The 15,139-nt window shown below is 46.8% G+C and carries 15 protein-coding genes; 8 read left to right on the top strand and 7 right to left on the bottom strand.

Annotation, left to right across the window (positions count from 1 at the left end; translation table 11 throughout):
- Positions 1 to 41 precede the first annotated feature (41 nt).
- Together AC5JR3_RS01225 and AC5JR3_RS01220 are read right to left on the bottom strand one after the other, a co-directional pair.
- Entirely contained in the window at positions 42 to 1,169 is a 1,128-nt protein-coding gene (locus AC5JR3_RS01225) for a M14 family metallopeptidase (protein WP_495842230.1), read from the bottom strand.
- 230 nt (positions 1,170 to 1,399) lie between these two features.
- Positions 1,400 to 2,038: a histidine phosphatase family protein gene (locus tag AC5JR3_RS01220; protein WP_495842228.1), complete on the bottom strand. Its 639-nt coding sequence runs from the start codon at positions 2,036 to 2,038 to the stop codon at positions 1,400 to 1,402.
- A gap of 226 nt (positions 2,039 to 2,264) precedes the next feature.
- On the opposite strand from AC5JR3_RS01220, the gene AC5JR3_RS01215 reads away from it, so the two are divergent.
- Positions 2,265 to 3,779 (top strand): tetratricopeptide repeat protein, encoded by a 1,515-nt coding sequence (locus AC5JR3_RS01215; RefSeq protein WP_495842226.1) that lies wholly within the window; start codon positions 2,265 to 2,267, stop codon positions 3,777 to 3,779.
- Here AC5JR3_RS01215 and AC5JR3_RS01210 read toward each other — a convergent pair.
- The 4 genes from AC5JR3_RS01210 to sufR form a co-directional block, all read right to left on the bottom strand.
- A complete protein-coding gene (locus AC5JR3_RS01210) occupies positions 3,776 to 4,216 on the bottom strand; it encodes a PIN domain-containing protein (protein ID WP_495842225.1) in 441 nt (146 codons plus the stop codon). The genes AC5JR3_RS01215 and AC5JR3_RS01210 overlap by 4 nt on opposite strands.
- On the bottom strand, positions 4,194 to 4,463 hold the full coding sequence (locus AC5JR3_RS01205; protein ID WP_495842223.1) for a hypothetical protein: 270 nt from the start codon (positions 4,461 to 4,463) through the stop codon (positions 4,194 to 4,196). The genes AC5JR3_RS01210 and AC5JR3_RS01205 overlap by 23 nt, the downstream gene beginning before the upstream one ends.
- Positions 4,464 to 4,667: 204 nt before the next feature.
- The gene (locus tag AC5JR3_RS01200) at positions 4,668 to 4,925 is read right to left on the bottom strand and encodes an NDH complex assembly factor CRR9 (RefSeq protein ID WP_495842221.1); all 258 of its coding nucleotides are present in this window, start codon (positions 4,923 to 4,925) and stop codon (positions 4,668 to 4,670) included.
- A gap of 49 nt (positions 4,926 to 4,974) precedes the next feature.
- Positions 4,975 to 5,655 (bottom strand): iron-sulfur cluster biosynthesis transcriptional regulator SufR, encoded by a 681-nt coding sequence (gene sufR / locus AC5JR3_RS01195; RefSeq protein ID WP_495842339.1) that lies wholly within the window; start codon positions 5,653 to 5,655, stop codon positions 4,975 to 4,977.
- 211 nt (positions 5,656 to 5,866) lie between these two features.
- On the opposite strand from sufR, the gene sufB reads away from it, so the two are divergent.
- From sufB to AC5JR3_RS01165, 6 genes are all read left to right on the top strand, one after another.
- On the top strand, positions 5,867 to 7,306 hold the full coding sequence (gene sufB, locus AC5JR3_RS01190) for a Fe-S cluster assembly protein SufB (protein ID WP_495842219.1): 1,440 nt from the start codon (positions 5,867 to 5,869) through the stop codon (positions 7,304 to 7,306).
- Between the two features lie 108 nt (positions 7,307 to 7,414).
- The gene (gene sufC / locus AC5JR3_RS01185; RefSeq protein ID WP_495842218.1) at positions 7,415 to 8,206 is read left to right on the top strand and encodes a Fe-S cluster assembly ATPase SufC; all 792 of its coding nucleotides are present in this window, start codon (positions 7,415 to 7,417) and stop codon (positions 8,204 to 8,206) included.
- On the top strand, positions 8,203 to 9,573 hold the full coding sequence (gene sufD / locus AC5JR3_RS01180) for a Fe-S cluster assembly protein SufD (RefSeq protein ID WP_495842216.1): 1,371 nt from the start codon (positions 8,203 to 8,205) through the stop codon (positions 9,571 to 9,573). The genes sufC and sufD overlap by 4 nt, the downstream gene beginning before the upstream one ends.
- Positions 9,574 to 9,665: 92 nt before the next feature.
- Positions 9,666 to 10,928, top strand: a complete 1,263-nt coding sequence (locus AC5JR3_RS01175) for a cysteine desulfurase (RefSeq protein WP_495842214.1) — start codon at positions 9,666 to 9,668, stop codon at positions 10,926 to 10,928.
- A 6-nt stretch (positions 10,929 to 10,934) separates the two neighbouring features.
- Entirely contained in the window at positions 10,935 to 11,540 is a 606-nt protein-coding gene (locus tag AC5JR3_RS01170; protein WP_495842212.1) for a class I SAM-dependent methyltransferase, read from the top strand.
- 235 nt (positions 11,541 to 11,775) lie between these two features.
- Positions 11,776 to 12,420, top strand: a complete 645-nt coding sequence (locus tag AC5JR3_RS01165; protein ID WP_495842210.1) for a Uma2 family endonuclease — start codon at positions 11,776 to 11,778, stop codon at positions 12,418 to 12,420.
- Positions 12,421 to 12,591: 171 nt separating this feature from the next.
- On the opposite strand, the gene AC5JR3_RS01160 is transcribed toward AC5JR3_RS01165, so the two are convergent.
- Positions 12,592 to 14,733 (bottom strand): NAD(P)/FAD-dependent oxidoreductase, encoded by a 2,142-nt coding sequence (locus AC5JR3_RS01160; RefSeq protein WP_495842208.1) that lies wholly within the window; start codon positions 14,731 to 14,733, stop codon positions 12,592 to 12,594.
- Positions 14,734 to 14,892: 159 nt separating this feature from the next.
- Here AC5JR3_RS01160 and AC5JR3_RS01155 point away from each other — a divergent pair, with 159 nt between their 5' ends.
- Positions 14,893 to 15,126, top strand: coding sequence for a hypothetical protein (locus tag AC5JR3_RS01155; RefSeq protein WP_495842206.1), 234 nt, complete (start codon positions 14,893 to 14,895; stop codon positions 15,124 to 15,126).
- The last annotated feature ends 13 nt before the right edge of the window (positions 15,127 to 15,139 follow it).

Raw genomic sequence — 15,139 nt, 5'->3', positions numbered from 1 at the left:
GGAAATCAAGGAGACGTTACGGTGAAACGTCTTCGAGTGGGCTACATCACTGACAAAACATACTCGCCTTCATTAACAGCATAGTTAGTAGAAACATCAAATACTAACCCTGCTGTTTCTGCACAAATATCAATCACAGCAGGTAAATTTCCGACTTGCTTAAAACTGATAATTTGATACAAATGCTCTCCGGCTTTAACCTCACTGCCTAATGGCACCCTTTCTTGAATCATTCCACCAGCTGGAGCGTAGTATTTTTTAATTTGATTTTTTTGGATAAAACTCATTTCCTTAGCCTCTGCATCTCTCAGAGGAAAGCCAGGAATTTGTAAAAGTCCTTGTTGTACAAGGTAGTTTTTAATTCCAGCGACTCCTTTTTTCACTGATTCTGGATTCATTTGCATTCCAGAACCTAGTTCCAACGTCCAAGACTCTACATCAAAATTTATAATTTTACCCAAGCCTGATAACTCCCTTTCCAAAGCCAGCCAGGGTTTCATAAAGGCTTCATCAAACGCATCGCCGTCATATTCATTCATGACAATTCCGTAATCAAGCAAGAAAAAATTCGCACTTTCTTCTCTTCCCTGAAAGCAATACAAATAATCTAGAGCTTGATTGCTAGAACTATGAATATCAATGACATAATTAGCGTCTAAACATAAGGATTGGAGCTGATAGCGATAGCGCTCATTGTGAGGAACACTACTAGGAGCCTTGATTTTATCGAGTTGTTTATCTAAATTTAAAATAATTCGTTGTAAATAATTTTTTCGTATTTCAGCAATTTCAAGATTGATTTGAGTAGATGCAAACTCAGATAGATCCTGGCACTCTTTCTCATAATCCCAAAAAATCCGGTTCCAATCTTTGCCGTCGTAAACATTAAAACGTCCGGTGGAAAAGAAATGAGTCCGCTGACTAGTACTTAAAGGATTACAAACAGGCACCAGCCAGATTTCACCGTTGAGTTGGCTTTCATCTAAAGTCATCAAAAATTCAATGAGCTGATAGATAACGGCATTACCAACAATTTCTGCTCCATGCAGATTGGATTGTAAATACGCTTTTTTGCCGGGTTGAGTCCCAAAGAATTTGTAGACTTGAATTTCGAGGCGATCGCCAGACGCTAATTGCAGCAGTGGAATTGTATCAACAGTAGGAATCATGGATAAATATTAGTAAGAAGTTAAGGCGGTTAAAAAAATTATTAAGTTGTCTTAGCCTCTATGAGTTAGAAACAATTCAGTAGCAGGATCTATCTCAGGAGGACATGTAAAAATTATTGGTTTGTAGTGAGGGCTAAATTCCTCAAAATGGGGCTAAAGCCCTGACTACGAACCTTTAAAAATTTACATGGCAACGCAAAGTTTGATTGATTCGCCGACTTACTAGCTCCTTAAGTACCTGGCAAAGAACGCAGACGCTCATCGAGGTGAATACGTTCTGCCAACGCATGCAGCAAAGGGCCATGAGCGCCAAACTCTACAACGCTCACTGATCCCACGGGACAGCCTAAGCGATAACGAAAGCGCCCCACATCAATGCCCAACAAGCTACACAAAGTAATCCGAATTGTCGCTTTGTGAGAGACGATGAGTACATTACCCGTGCTGTAGCTTTGCTTAATTTCTTCGATCACCTGTAAGGCACGGGAGGCGATCGCCACTGCTAATTCCCCTTCAGTTGGTGGATACCAAGCCGGATCAGCTAACCAACGGATATAGTCATCGTGGTAGTCATGGGAAACCGTTTCCACTGATTTCCCTTCCCACTTCCCATAGTTAATTTCCTTCAACTCCTCCCGCTGTTCTGGTTGTAAGCCAACTGCCTCACATAACGGTTTAGCCGTGGCGATTGTTCGCTTCATTGGGCTACAAAAAATTGCTGCCCAGGGCATTGCTTGATAGGTAGCCGCAAACGCTTGCGCCATCTCAATACCCTCTGGTGTGAGTTCTGGATCGATGGAACCGCAGTAGACATTCTCCCGGCTGCAAGTTGTTTGCCCATGACGCAGGAAAAAAAGCTTGAGGCTCAAAGTAGTGACCTAGTAAAGAACTGAGACTAGGTTACAACGGCATTACTCCAGCAGATTGTGATCTGTAAGCCGGAATCGGGAATAATAAAGCCGTATTCATCTCTGACTTACGCCTTTTCTTGCTGAAGAAGCAATATCTGTAGGGGTATGGTACGGCGGCTTGCTACCTATAGCGGACAAGCAAATTACTGGCGTAAGTTTTATTCATCCGGTAGCCTGACTAAACATGAAACTCAACCTCCTACTAATCGTCGCGATTACTCTTGTGAGTACTGGATGTTCTGGAGGAGGGCGTTGTGCCAGTGGTGTCTTTGCTGATGTCGCGACTGGCTACGTCGCTGCTGGAGAAAGCGATCGCGCTTTGGAAGCGGCTCAAGCCATGAGGAAATCCGCTCTTCAAGCACGGGTACTCAGTGAAATCGCCGCTAGCTATGTTAAAGCGGGACAGGAGGACAAGGCAACTGCACTCTTTACCCAATCCTTAAAGATTGCCGACAAAATCGACTCCCCCCCTGACAAAGCGATGCTACTAGAGGCGATCGCCTTGAACTATAAAGAAGCGGGACTCAATAACCACGCGGCTGCAACTCTATCTCAAGCCCTACAAGTCTCCAATTCCATCTGGGGAGCAGAATTTATCAAGGACACTGTATTAGAAAGAATTGCTGTTCGCTACGCAGAAATTGGCAAACCTGAGCAAGCCTTTCAAGTGCTGGACTCCATCTGGGGAGACTACCCCAAAGCCAGAGCAAAATCTCGTATCGCCTTAATGTATTTCGCCGCTGGTGACAAAAATCGAGCTTTGCAAATCGCTGCCAACATTGAGACGGCATCGTCTAAAGCCAATGCGTTGATGCAAATAGTCGCAGATACGGGGAAATATGAGCAAACCCTAGCAATTGCTCAAGAAATAGAAGACCCGACGCTCAAAAGCCAGATTTTAACCAAAATTGCCGCTCTGTATTCAGCCAAGCAACCCGAACAAGCGGCGAATGTATTGTCTCAGGCGTTGCAAGCGTCCCAGGCGATAGAAGAGACGCCTGGGCAAGTAGAACAATTGAGTCACATATCCCTCGCCTATGCAGACATAGACAAACCAGAGTTAGCCGCAAAGACTTTGGCTGAAGCACTTCAGCTGGTAAGTAATATTGACTCGGCTGATCGGCAAGCGGAAGCCTTGGTTAATATCGTTTCAGATTCGGCAAAAGCAGAACAAAAAGAGCAAGTAGCTGCTGTTTTAGCACCAGCCCTGGCAGTTGCTCAAACTATCGACAACGAGCAGAAAAAAGCTGAGACATTGGCAAAATTGGCGATCGCCTCTACAACAATCTATTCCTACAACCAAGTTATTGACCTGATTCAAACTATTGCCTATCCTGAGATTCAGGCGTCTGCTCTGACTGAAATTGTCGAAAAATATCAAAAAGCTGGACAAAAAGAGCAGTCAACTTCGGCGTTAACCCAGGCACTTCAGACGATTCAAACTTTAAATAATCCTCAGGAAAAAGCGCGCCAATTAGGAATAATTGCGGTGCAACTTGCCAGATTTGGAGACTACCAACAAGCGATCGCGATCGCCCAAAGGATTGATCCGATTCAGGGCGGCTTACCAAAAGCCTCAGCTTTAGCGAAAATTGCTCAACTATATGTGAAAGATGATCAAAAAGAAAATGCGATCGCGCTTTTATCCTCAGCCCTAACCGCCGCCAAAGCAACTCCCTGCCCTATGAGGGAACCTTAATCAGCGTTTCTGAGCTGAATCAGCAACGTTTGGGTTGTCCAAGTTGGGCAACCACATCCCAAAAAATCGCAATCTTGAGTCCAAATCGCCGCCTCCATCTCCAAGGCTAAAGCGACGGTAAACCAATCATCTGGATCTCTGGGAATCCGGTTTCTCGCTTCTGTCTCTAAGTGGCTGTACTCCGCTTCTGCAACCAAGGTAATCTTAGTTTCAATGAGGCGCATTGCCGATGCTAAAATTTCCTGTGCAGTTGCCTCAGTGAGTCCACCTCGACGTACTCTTGCTCTCAGTCGGCGTCTTAACTCATACTGAGTTTCATCCAAAATTCGCTCAGTGATAGAGAGAGCTAAATCAGAATGTTGGATCAGTTCCCTGCCTCGTTCCCGCAGCAGTTCCCCGACCAGTATATTAGTATCAATCACTAGTCTCATTGTCATAGGGAAACGGCTTGCTTAAATCAAAAAGATCGGCAAATTCATCTTCTGTCATACCCGTTTCCGCTAATGCTTGCTTAACAGCTCGATCTAAACGCTCCACGGCACGTTTGACTTCTTCCTGCTTTGTCCGCTTCTTTGGGTAGTAATGCCCTACTACCTCGCCATCTTGCACGATCGCTAGTGGTTCGTTCCCAGTTAGATAATCGAGCGATCGCGTCTTAAATTTTTCTACTTCCACATGCTTCATGGCTTACCTCTTCATCGATTCAGCTCATCTGGTAGCTACATTTTAGGTAAGTTCTAGCTTTGAAGACTAGGTTGGGCGCGATCGCGTCTAAGCCCTTTGTAACAGCAAATACAAATTGCTGGAATCATAAAATTCTGGCTTCTTGCACTTGGATTTGCTGAAACCTCAACAGAGGTAGGAACTACGTCTTTACAACACCTATGCTCACCACTTCAAATACGCCGCCTCAACACCCTGCTCCCGCCGAATCTTTCCATCCTTCTCAAACCAGTCAATCACCTGCTGATGTGTCAACTCCTCAACCGGAATGCCCGTATCTTCCCCAATGTGCTTTAACAAGCGTAAGGACGAAATCGTTAATCGCGTTAAAAACTTCTCAGGGGAAGACAGCAACGCGAAATCAACATCTGCTGACTCTTCGGTAGTTAAAAATTGTGTGGTGGGTTGCTGAGAATTAACCATAGTTATAAGCAATATTTCTAACTTTTAGGATAACAAGCCTTGTTATTCGTTAATCGTCTTTGCATCGAATCAAATAGCCGCAGCGGTGCTCGCCGTCATTAATCCAGTGCGTCCGTTCCACCTGACAATCTGGTAGTGCGGCGGCAAACATTTCTAACTCATGTCCGCATACGCTGGGGAAAGACTCAGCCACATTGGAAATGGCGCAGTTATGTTCCGTCAAGATGAACTGAGTTTGAGGATTTTGCTCAGGATGTTCTATCTTGTGCCACTCTGCCATATAACCTTCTGCTTTCCGTAGCTCTACCAAATTGGCAACCCGTTCTTGTACAGAACCCTTCCCCAGACGCTGCCGATATTCGATCGCCTTGCGTTCCCATTGTTTGCGGAGAATCGTGCTAACCTGCTCCTTGCCTACAGTTTCTGCCAAGGTATCCAAAAGCGAGACGGCAAATTCACCGTAGCGGTTGGGGAAGCGATGCGCTGAAAGCGCCGCTACGCTATCGCGTCCCTTTTGACTTAACTGATAGACGTGCTGAGGACGCCCCATACCCGTTTGCACCGACTGATACTCAATGAGCGCTTCTGCTTCTAAATCCTTTAGATGACGCCGAATGGCTTGCGGACTCACCGCCAAGGCTTCTGCTAAATCTTGTGCCGTTGCTGAAGCGTGTTTTAGTAAATGTTGCAGAATGTCTTGTTTTGTGGAAGGTTGGTGCGCGATCGTCATCGTCTTTGGTGTAAGAGCAGCATTGAAAGGCAAGGGAAAAATCCCAATTCGGACTTTGACAACATCTTTATTGTTATTGTATTTTACAATGGAGTTAAACAACAGGGTTGTTGTTTTAGTCTTCAGCTCAAGATAGTTGCTGCTTGACGCCAACCCGCACCCACCGCTGATCCTTAAAGCCTCCTGTAGAAAGCACTAAGAACATTTAATAATGACTGCCACCGTAAAGACACTTGTTAACCAGCCTTATAAATACGGTTTCGTCACCGATATTGAAGTAGATACCCTTCCTCGTGGTTTGAGCGAGGATGTAGTTCGCCTCATCTCTGCCAAAAAGAACGAACCGGAGTTCATGCTGGAGTTCCGCCTCAAAGCGTATCGGCAATGGCAGAAGATGAAGGCACCCCAATGGGCGCATGTCGAGTATCCTCCCATTAATTACCAAGATATTATTTATTACTCGGCTCCCAAAAAGAAAGCCCAAAAGCTTGATAGTCTCGATGAAGTCGATCCTGCCCTTTTAGAAACCTTCGAGAAGTTAGGGATTTCCCTCTCTGAGCAAAAGCGTCTAGCAAATGTTGCCGTAGACGCCATCTTTGATAGTGTTTCCATCGCGACGACATTCAAAGACAAACTAGCAGAATCCGGCGTGATCTTTTGCTCGATCTCCGAAGCCCTACAAGAACATCCCGAGTTAATTAAGAAATACCTGGGTAGCGTTGTCCCCGTTGCGGATAACTACTATGCAGCCCTCAATGCTGCCGTATTTAGTGACGGTTCCTTCGTGTTTATCCCCAAAGGCGTCAAATGCCCGATGGAACTGTCTACCTACTTCCGCATCAACTCCGGAGATACTGGGCAGTTTGAGCGTACCTTGATTGTTGCCGAAGAAGGCGCTTCCGTCAGCTACCTGGAAGGCTGTACCGCACCGATGTATGACACCAACCAATTACACGCGGCTGTTGTAGAGTTGGTGGCGTTGGACAATGCCGAAATCAAATACTCCACCGTGCAGAACTGGTACGCTGGCGACGAAAACGGCAAAGGTGGTATCTACAACTTCGTGACCAAGCGGGGACTCTGTAAAGGCGTCAACTCCAAAATTTCTTGGACGCAGGTAGAAACAGGTTCCGCCATTACTTGGAAGTACCCTAGTTGCGTCTTGGTGGGTGACAACTCCGTCGGTGAGTTTTACTCCGTTGCCCTCACCAACAACAAGCAACAGGCAGATACCGGAAGCAAGATGGTGCATATCGGCAAAAATACCCGTAGCACCATTATTTCCAAGGGAATTTCTGCGGGTCGTTCTCAAAATAGCTACCGAGGTTTGGTGAAGATTAGTCCCAAGGCGGAAGGCGCACGGAACTACTCTCAGTGCGACTCGATGCTGATTGGCGACACCGCCCAAGCAAACACCTTCCCTTACATCCAGGTGGAGAACAACACCTCGAAAGTAGAACACGAAGCCTCTACCTCAAAGATTGGGGAAGACCAGTTATTCTACTTCTCTCAACGAGGTATTTCTGAAGAAGATGCGATCTCAATGATGGTGAGCGGCTTCTGTAAGGATGTCTTCAACGAGTTGCCAATGGAGTTTGCGGCTGAAGCAGACAAACTACTCAGCCTGAAGTTGGAAGGCAGTGTGGGTTAATAACTTTGCTACCTATAGTGGGCATTATCCTTTGCGGCTTGGTGTGTTCAACGCCCTAGGTCGCAAAGGGAAGTGCAGAGGGGCAAGAGAGGAGTTTAGAGGTTAGCGATGATTAAGGAAAATAGCAAAGTAATTTTATCAGTGCGCGGTCTGACGGCAGAAGTCGATGGCACAGAGATTTTGCAGGGCGTGAACCTGGAAGTAAAAGCCGGGGAAATTCATGCAGTAATGGGGCGCAACGGTTCTGGGAAGAGTACGTTCTCCAAGGTTCTCGCTGGACACCCGGAGTATAAAGTCACGGGTGGCGAGATTATTTTCAAAGGCGAAAATATTTTGGAGACAGAACCGGAAGAACGAGCGATCGCGGGAATCTTTCTCGCCTTCCAGTACCCGTTGGAAATTCCCGGTGTCAGCAATTTAGACTTCCTACGCGTCGCCTACAATTCTCGCCTGAAAAATCAGGGGAAAGAGGAAATAGATGTCTTCGATTTTGAAGACTTAGTTCATGAGAAGTTGGACATTGTGAAGATGAATCCTAGCTTCTTAGAACGCAGTCTTAATGAGGGCTTCTCTGGTGGTGAGAAGAAGCGCAACGAGATTTTGCAAATGGCTTTGTTAGAGCCAATGCTAGCGATTCTTGATGAGACGGATTCTGGCTTGGATATTGATGCGTTGAAGATTGTTGCTGATGGCGTCAATCAGTTGGCAAGTCCTGACAATGCGATGATTTTGATTACCCACTACCAGCGGATGCTGACTTACATTGAACCGGATTTTGTTCATGTAATGCACGCCGGACGCATTATCAAGTCTGGTGGTAAGGAATTAGCCCTAGAGCTAGAAAAAACCGGGTATGACTGGATCGATCAGGAGATGACGGCGGAGGTGGCGACGCGATGAGCATTCAAGCTTCTCCTAGTACCGAGGCGATTGTCTCTAAAGCTGATAGTACCCGCGATGCTTATCTGGCTAAATTGTTGCAGCAATGCCAGAAACTACAGCTGCAAGTTTTAGAACCAGAGCTAGCCGTCTTGGTGCAAACGTTACGCGATCGCGCTTCTTCCGGGATTGATCAACTACACATTCCCACCCGCAAGGATGAAGAGTGGCGGTTTACAGATTTGTCGCCTCTGTTGCAAGTTGATTTTCAAGCGCCAACACCAATAAAGTTGGCAGCATCTGCGATAGAAACAATACCGGAAGCCGCGCTCAGACTGGTGTTTGTCAACGGCACCTATGCACCGCAATTGTCAGCCACCGATGAGTTACCGGAAGGGGTGGTAGTGACAAATTTGGCACAGTTACCCGTTACCCATCGCTCGCAGGTGGGCAACTATCTGGCTAAATCTGAAGGTGTTGAAGATGTCTTCACGGTGTTGAATACGTCGGGGTTGACGGATGCAGCAGTGGTTTGGGTAGCCCGTAACGTTAGCATCGAGACGCCTATTCATCTGTTGTTTATCTCTGCTGGAGAGCATACACTTTCTCAGCCGCGTTGTTTGGTGGTGGCGGAGTCGGGAAGTAGTGTGACGGTGGTGGAGGAGTATACGAACCACAGAGGCGCAGAGGGCGCAAAGGAAGAGGAAAAAGAGGTATATTTCGCTAATAGTGTTACGGAAATTGTGCTGGAGGAGAACGCGCAGGTTCGCCACCACCGGATTCAACGGGAGAGTGGCGCGGCGGTTCATATTGGGAAGACGGCGGTGGTGCAAGGGCGAGATAGTCGCTATAGCTGTAATGCTATAACCGTGGGTGCAAGGTTGTCGCGGCATAACTTGGAGACGTTACAAACAGGTGAACAGACGGAAACAACCCTGAATGGTTTAACGGCGATCGCGCGGGAACAACTGGCAGATACTCATAGTGCGATCGCTTATACAAAGCCTTATGGCACTAGTCATCAGTTGCATAAGTGCATTGTGGATGGCAAGGCTCAGGCAATCTTCAATGGTAAGATTTTTGTCCCCCAAGCGGCGCAACAAACCAACGCTCAGCAGTTGAACCGCAATTTACTCCTCTCTCCCAAAGCGCGGGTAGATACCAAACCCCAGCTCGAAATCACGGCTGATAATGTCAAATGTTCTCACGGTGCCACAGTTAGCCAGTTAGAACCCGAAGAAGTCTTTTATCTGCAAAGCCGTGGCTTGAGTCAAGCAGATGCGCGTAATCTTTTGATTGATGCCTTTGCGGCGGAAATTATCCAGCAAATACCCGTATCTTCTCTGCGAGAGACACTGACTAAGTACGTTGCCAAGATGAGTAAATAATCAACAACTTATCTTCAATTAGCTACGAGACACAGCGCCAAAATATCTGCGTCCATCTGTAGTTCCCTTAATCCCCGTTTCCCAATCGAGTTATGACTTTCACCAAAGAAAGAAGCCTCGCCGATCGCATCCGCGCTGACTTCCCAATTCTCCATCAGGAAGTACAAGGCAAACCCTTAGTTTACCTAGATAACGCCGCCACCTCCCAAAAACCCTTGGCGGTACTTGATGCTCTACAGAACTACTACGAAAAGGATAATGCCAATGTCCACCGGGGCGCTCATACCCTAAGTGCTAGAGCAACAGAGGCGTATGAGAAGACAAGGGACAAAGTCGCTAGCTTTATCAATGCCGCCTCCCGGCAAGAGATTGTCTTTACCCGTAATGCTAGTGAAGCGATTAACTTGGTTGCCTACAGTTGGGCGCTCAATACCTTGCAGCCAGGAGACGAGATTCTCCTGACGGTGATGGAACACCACAGCAACTTCGTTCCCTGGCAAATTATTGCTCAAAAAACCGGGGCGGTATTGAAGCACGTCGGGCTGACACAAACCCAGGAATTCGATTTAGAACAATTCAAAGGGCTAATTTCTGAGAAAACAAAGCTGGTGAGTGTTGTTCACGTCTCGAACACCCTCGGCTGTATTAATCCAGTAGAAGCAATTACTCAGATCGCCCACCAACACGGCGCAAAGGTACTGATCGATGCCTGCCAAAGTATTCCCCACATGCCCATTGATGTGCAGGCAATTGACTGCGATTGGCTCGTGGCTTCGGGACATAAGATGTGCGCCCCGACTGGGATTGGTTTCCTCTACGGCAAGCTTGAGCTATTGAAAGCGATGCCGCCCTTTATGGGGGGTGGTGAGATGATTTCCGAAGTTTATCTCGACCATTTCACCTATGCCGACTTGCCCCACAAGTTTGAAGCGGGGACGCCAGCCATTGGGGAAGCGATCGCCCTTGGTGCAGCAGTAGACTATCTTACTAGCATCGGCATGGACAAAATCCACGCCTACGAAGAAGAACTCACCGCCTACCTCTTTGAGCAACTCCGCACCATTCCCAATCTCACCCTCTACGGGCCCCAACCCAGCACCGACGGCAAAGGTAGAGCCGCCTTAGCCTCCTTTAATGTTGAAGGACTCGCTTCTAGTGACGTTTCCACCCTCCTCGATCACGAAGGCGTCGCTATCCGTTCCGGGCATCACTGCACGCAACCGTTGCACCGCATCCTCAACGTACCGGGTACCGCACGGGCAAGTCTCTACTTCTACAACACCAAAGAAGAAATCGACGCCTTCATTGTGGCGTTGACAGAAACGATCAATTTTTTCAGCGGATTTATGGACTAAGCCGTTATGAATAAACCACGCCAGTTTCCTGATTGGAAACAGATCTATCAAGACAGGGAAGTAGAAACCATGCCCTGGTTTAATCCCGATCTCGATGCGGATTTAGAGCGAGCATTAACCGATCTAAACCTCAACGCCGGAACGGTATTAGACCTCGGCACGGGCCCTGGTACCCAGGCTATAGCGTTGGCAGAGCGAGGCTTCAGCGTCACGGCTAGCGATATTTCAGAAGCAGCGATCGCTCGTGCTGAAGGGATAGGGAAAGAACAGGGATTAGATGTTACTTGGAAACAAGACGATATTCTCAACAGCACTCTTAATCAGCAGTTTGACTTTGTTTTCGATCGCGGCTGTTTCCACGTCTTCTCCCCCGAACAAAGACAAAACTACCTTCGCACACTCAACAACTTAGTTAAACCCAAGGGCTATTTCTTCCTAAAATGCTTTAGCCACCTACAACCCGGCGAAGAAGGGCCCTATCGATTTACCCCCGAAGAAATTAGAGATATTTTTACCCCTCATTTCAATATTCACTCGATAAAAGAAACAGTTTATCAAGGCACATTAGACCCACTTCCACAAGCTTTATTCTCTGTTTTGGAAAAACATTAAATAGAACTCCTATTGCGTAAATCATTAAACATAAACTTTAAGTCAAAGACAGGAATTTTGCTCGTATAGCAAGGCAGAAAAGCTTTGTAAGTGCGATCGCATCCCCATCAACCAGAACATCAGTGAAACGCGATTGCTACCCCAACGGTTAAGATAAAGAGTTTACTGTAGCGATTGCCTTTATGATAAAAGGACAGGTAAATTTTAAAATAACCAGCTTTATAAGCTATTGGTGATGATTACCACTTCAACGAACGCCGAACAAAGAACCCTACTACAAAACATTAGCTGGGAAACCTTTGAATCCTTGCTGAAAGAAACAGGCGAGGATAGAAATTCGCGATTTGCTTATGACTGCGGCACCTTAGAAATTATGACTCCGCTTTACGAACATGAAAGTTATAAAATTCAGTTCGATCGTTTAATTTTTACTTTAGCTGAAGAATTAGATGTAGGAATAAAAAGTGCTGGTTCGATGACCTTGAAACGAGAAATAGTCAATCGAGGAATAGAACCCGATAATTGTTATTACATCCAAAATGAACCCGCCGTCAGAAATAAGAAAGAATTTAATTTAGAAACTGATCCGCCACCTGATTTAGCAATTGAAATTGATATTACTAGTAGTTCTATTAATAAGTTAGGAATTTACGCAGCACTGGGAGTTTCTGAACTTTGGATATATGACGGGCAGGTGCTGAAGTTCTATCAGCTAACAAGAGAAAAGTACGTTGAAGGCGAATTTAGTTGTGTTTTCCCCCTTGTATCAGTTACACAAATGAACGGCTTCATTGAGCAGAGTCAAAAAACTGGGGAGATTGCTTTACTGAAGTCTTTTCGAGCTTGGGTGAGGGATAAAATAACGATACTTGGGCAATGATTCGCTTTTATAGTAGTAGAGACGTTCTGCCGGAACATTCCTAGGAAATTCAGAGATTTCCTAACCTGGCGATAAATTAGGCGATCGCGTTACCAATTTTAAGATCCTGGCGATCGCCCTACAGGATTAGGGCTTAGCGCTAACGGTGGATGCGCCTCACCCTCCCCACTCCTACTGCTCCGCTACCGCTTTGCTATCACCCTGAGTTGAGTTTCGCATCAAGTTTGTAGAGGCGAGATTAATCCCACCTCTATTGTCATCAAGTCTGATTCTCTCCGGACGCCCCATTCCCGTTGTGAGGTCGTAACTCTGCGCCAGAAGCCGCAGCCAAAGCGCCGGATAGCGGGCTTCTATCCAAGGCTGGAAGCGTCGTGTCAGGGGAGGAAACCATCCTCCTAACAGCCAGCTCTTAAAGGCGCTACCTGTAAAGCTGAGGTAGCTACCCACCCAACGCACAAGGTCTTTGGAACCTGCGAGTTCCCAAATCCACAGCACTAAGGCGGGGTTGATTCTCGCGGCTTTCAGGGCGAGGCGATTGAAGGTGAGCCACTCAGTACGGTCTTTGATGAAGGTATCTGCCACAACAGGGGGTTCATTTGCCAAAAGCCCAAAGAAGGTGTTCAGCATTGAATTGATGCGTTGGGGAGGTAGGGTGCGTCCGGTGGGAACCATCATCCCTTTTGAAAAAAGCCACGTTACGGAAACATTACTTTGGTAGGCGCGGATTTGGTTTAAATCCTTAGCAGTCAGCAAGTCATGGTTTAAAGCCGTATTAAGCAAGTCTGTTAAGCGCGACAAATTACGGACGAGGGAGCCAAAGCCAGTAAAGACCAGGGGAGATTGCAAAGAAGCGGCATCACCAATCGAAATCAGTCGGTCAATGGCAACTTTGCGATCGCTACTACTGATACTAAAATGTCCCGGAATGTAACCGAATGTCGGCTTCTTCCAAACCAATTTTTCCAAATCGCAGCGGCGGTATTCTGGGAGAATTGTAAAGAAATCTTCATACATCTCCAACAAAGAGCCGGGATTCTGAGAATTCACCTCATGATAATGAAATAAATAAATGGTCAGTTCCTGATCAGCGCCGGGAAATAACTCCCAAATCAACTGACGCCCCCGCGAGATATCCCCGTGACTGTTGAGCACATCCCCATACTTGGCATCCCAGACTTCCGGCTCAAAGCCCCGCTCAACCACCGCTCCTACCGTAGGACAAACGCTATCAAAGGCACGACCATTATTTAACTGCCAACCAATCGGAGACGCGCTACCCATTGCATCTACTAAAAGCCGTCCCGTCACTTGCTGTTCTGCTTGACTCGGTAAGTGTCGCAGTTGCACGATCGCCTGATTTTTCCCAATATCAGCACGGACAAACTCCATCTCATCCCAGATTTCTCCGCCTGCATCTTTTAGCTTCTCACCACAAAGCCGCAGCAGTTTTTCGGAGTCTAACGCCACGTTCAGCACCGTTGGGGTGTGCAACACCTTAGATCTCAGTTTCTGAGGATTATTACCATCAAAGAATTTGTTAAATCCGTCGATATACTCTTTAGCAATCAGGTTCTCAAACTCGGCTGGGGTAAATAAACCCAAATCAATCAAGCTTTGAAACTCGTCGCGGGAAATATTCCACTCCCGGTTCATCTGCCCAAACGGAAGCCGCTCGACCAGCAGCACCCGATAGCCTAGCTGCGCCATCACCGCCGCATGGATGACCCCTAATGCCCCACCGATATAAATCAAGTCATAAGTAGGAGGGGTTTGCGGGTTGAGTTCTGAGTCGGGAGTTGAGAAAATAACTGACTGGGGTTGCTGCGGATGGCGAACGCCCTCACGCCAGCGTTTTTCCCACCAGTAGACGCGATTGAGGTCATATTCCCCATTCGGCATCTTTTTAAAGAAATGTACAGTTTTGGGATAATAAGGCGACAGTGCCTCAAAGATAGATTGCTGCGACAAATCAATCGTCGGTAGTTCCGGGTATTGCGGAGGAAACTGCTGCCGCAAGCTGGTTTCGAGGTGTTGGAGGATTTGGGTTTCTGTAGCGATCGCGCTTTTGCCAAGATGAAAAGCTTTTAAGTAGGTTGTGCGCTGCACTGACCAAACAAAGATGGACAGTTCAGGAACCGTGGCGATCGCTGTTGTAGTGGTGTGACGACTAGCACTAACATCGGCAAACTGTAGGCGCACGCCATCAGGAGTAAGGATTTTTTCCCCCTGCTCTGGTCGCCAGGTTTGTTGCAACCATGTGCGAACCGCCTCTGTATCCGGGGTAGGAACTTCTACGTAGAGAATCTCTTTCATTGTGATGATTTTTATGAGCGTGTAACTACAAATGAAGACGGAGTTGAAAAAACGCCAAATTGCGCTATGCTTCCGGATACTGAATTATTTAAGATTAATCAAAAAACTTTACACTTTTCTCATTTTTGATAACGTAACGGGTGCCATTATAAACTCGCCATGAATTATCCCATTCCAGCTAACCCTCAAGAAATTGTTGCTTTACGCCAAAAGCCCGTCGATGAAGAATTAGTCGCGGCGGTGATCGCGGGTGTTATTCAAATCGCTCGTTCTCAAGGGCAGTCTCTGGATGAGCTGACCGCTGAAGTCTTAGCAGAAGACGGTTTACTCGATCAAATGCAAAGAAGCTGGCTTAGTGACATTGTCGCTCAAGCATGGGAAAGTTTACCGTAGAAGCAAAAAGCAA

The organism is Kastovskya adunca, assembly GCF_059505785.1.
The sequence above is the reverse complement of the archived record's forward strand: the minus strand, read 5'-3'. Positions and strand labels throughout refer to the sequence as shown.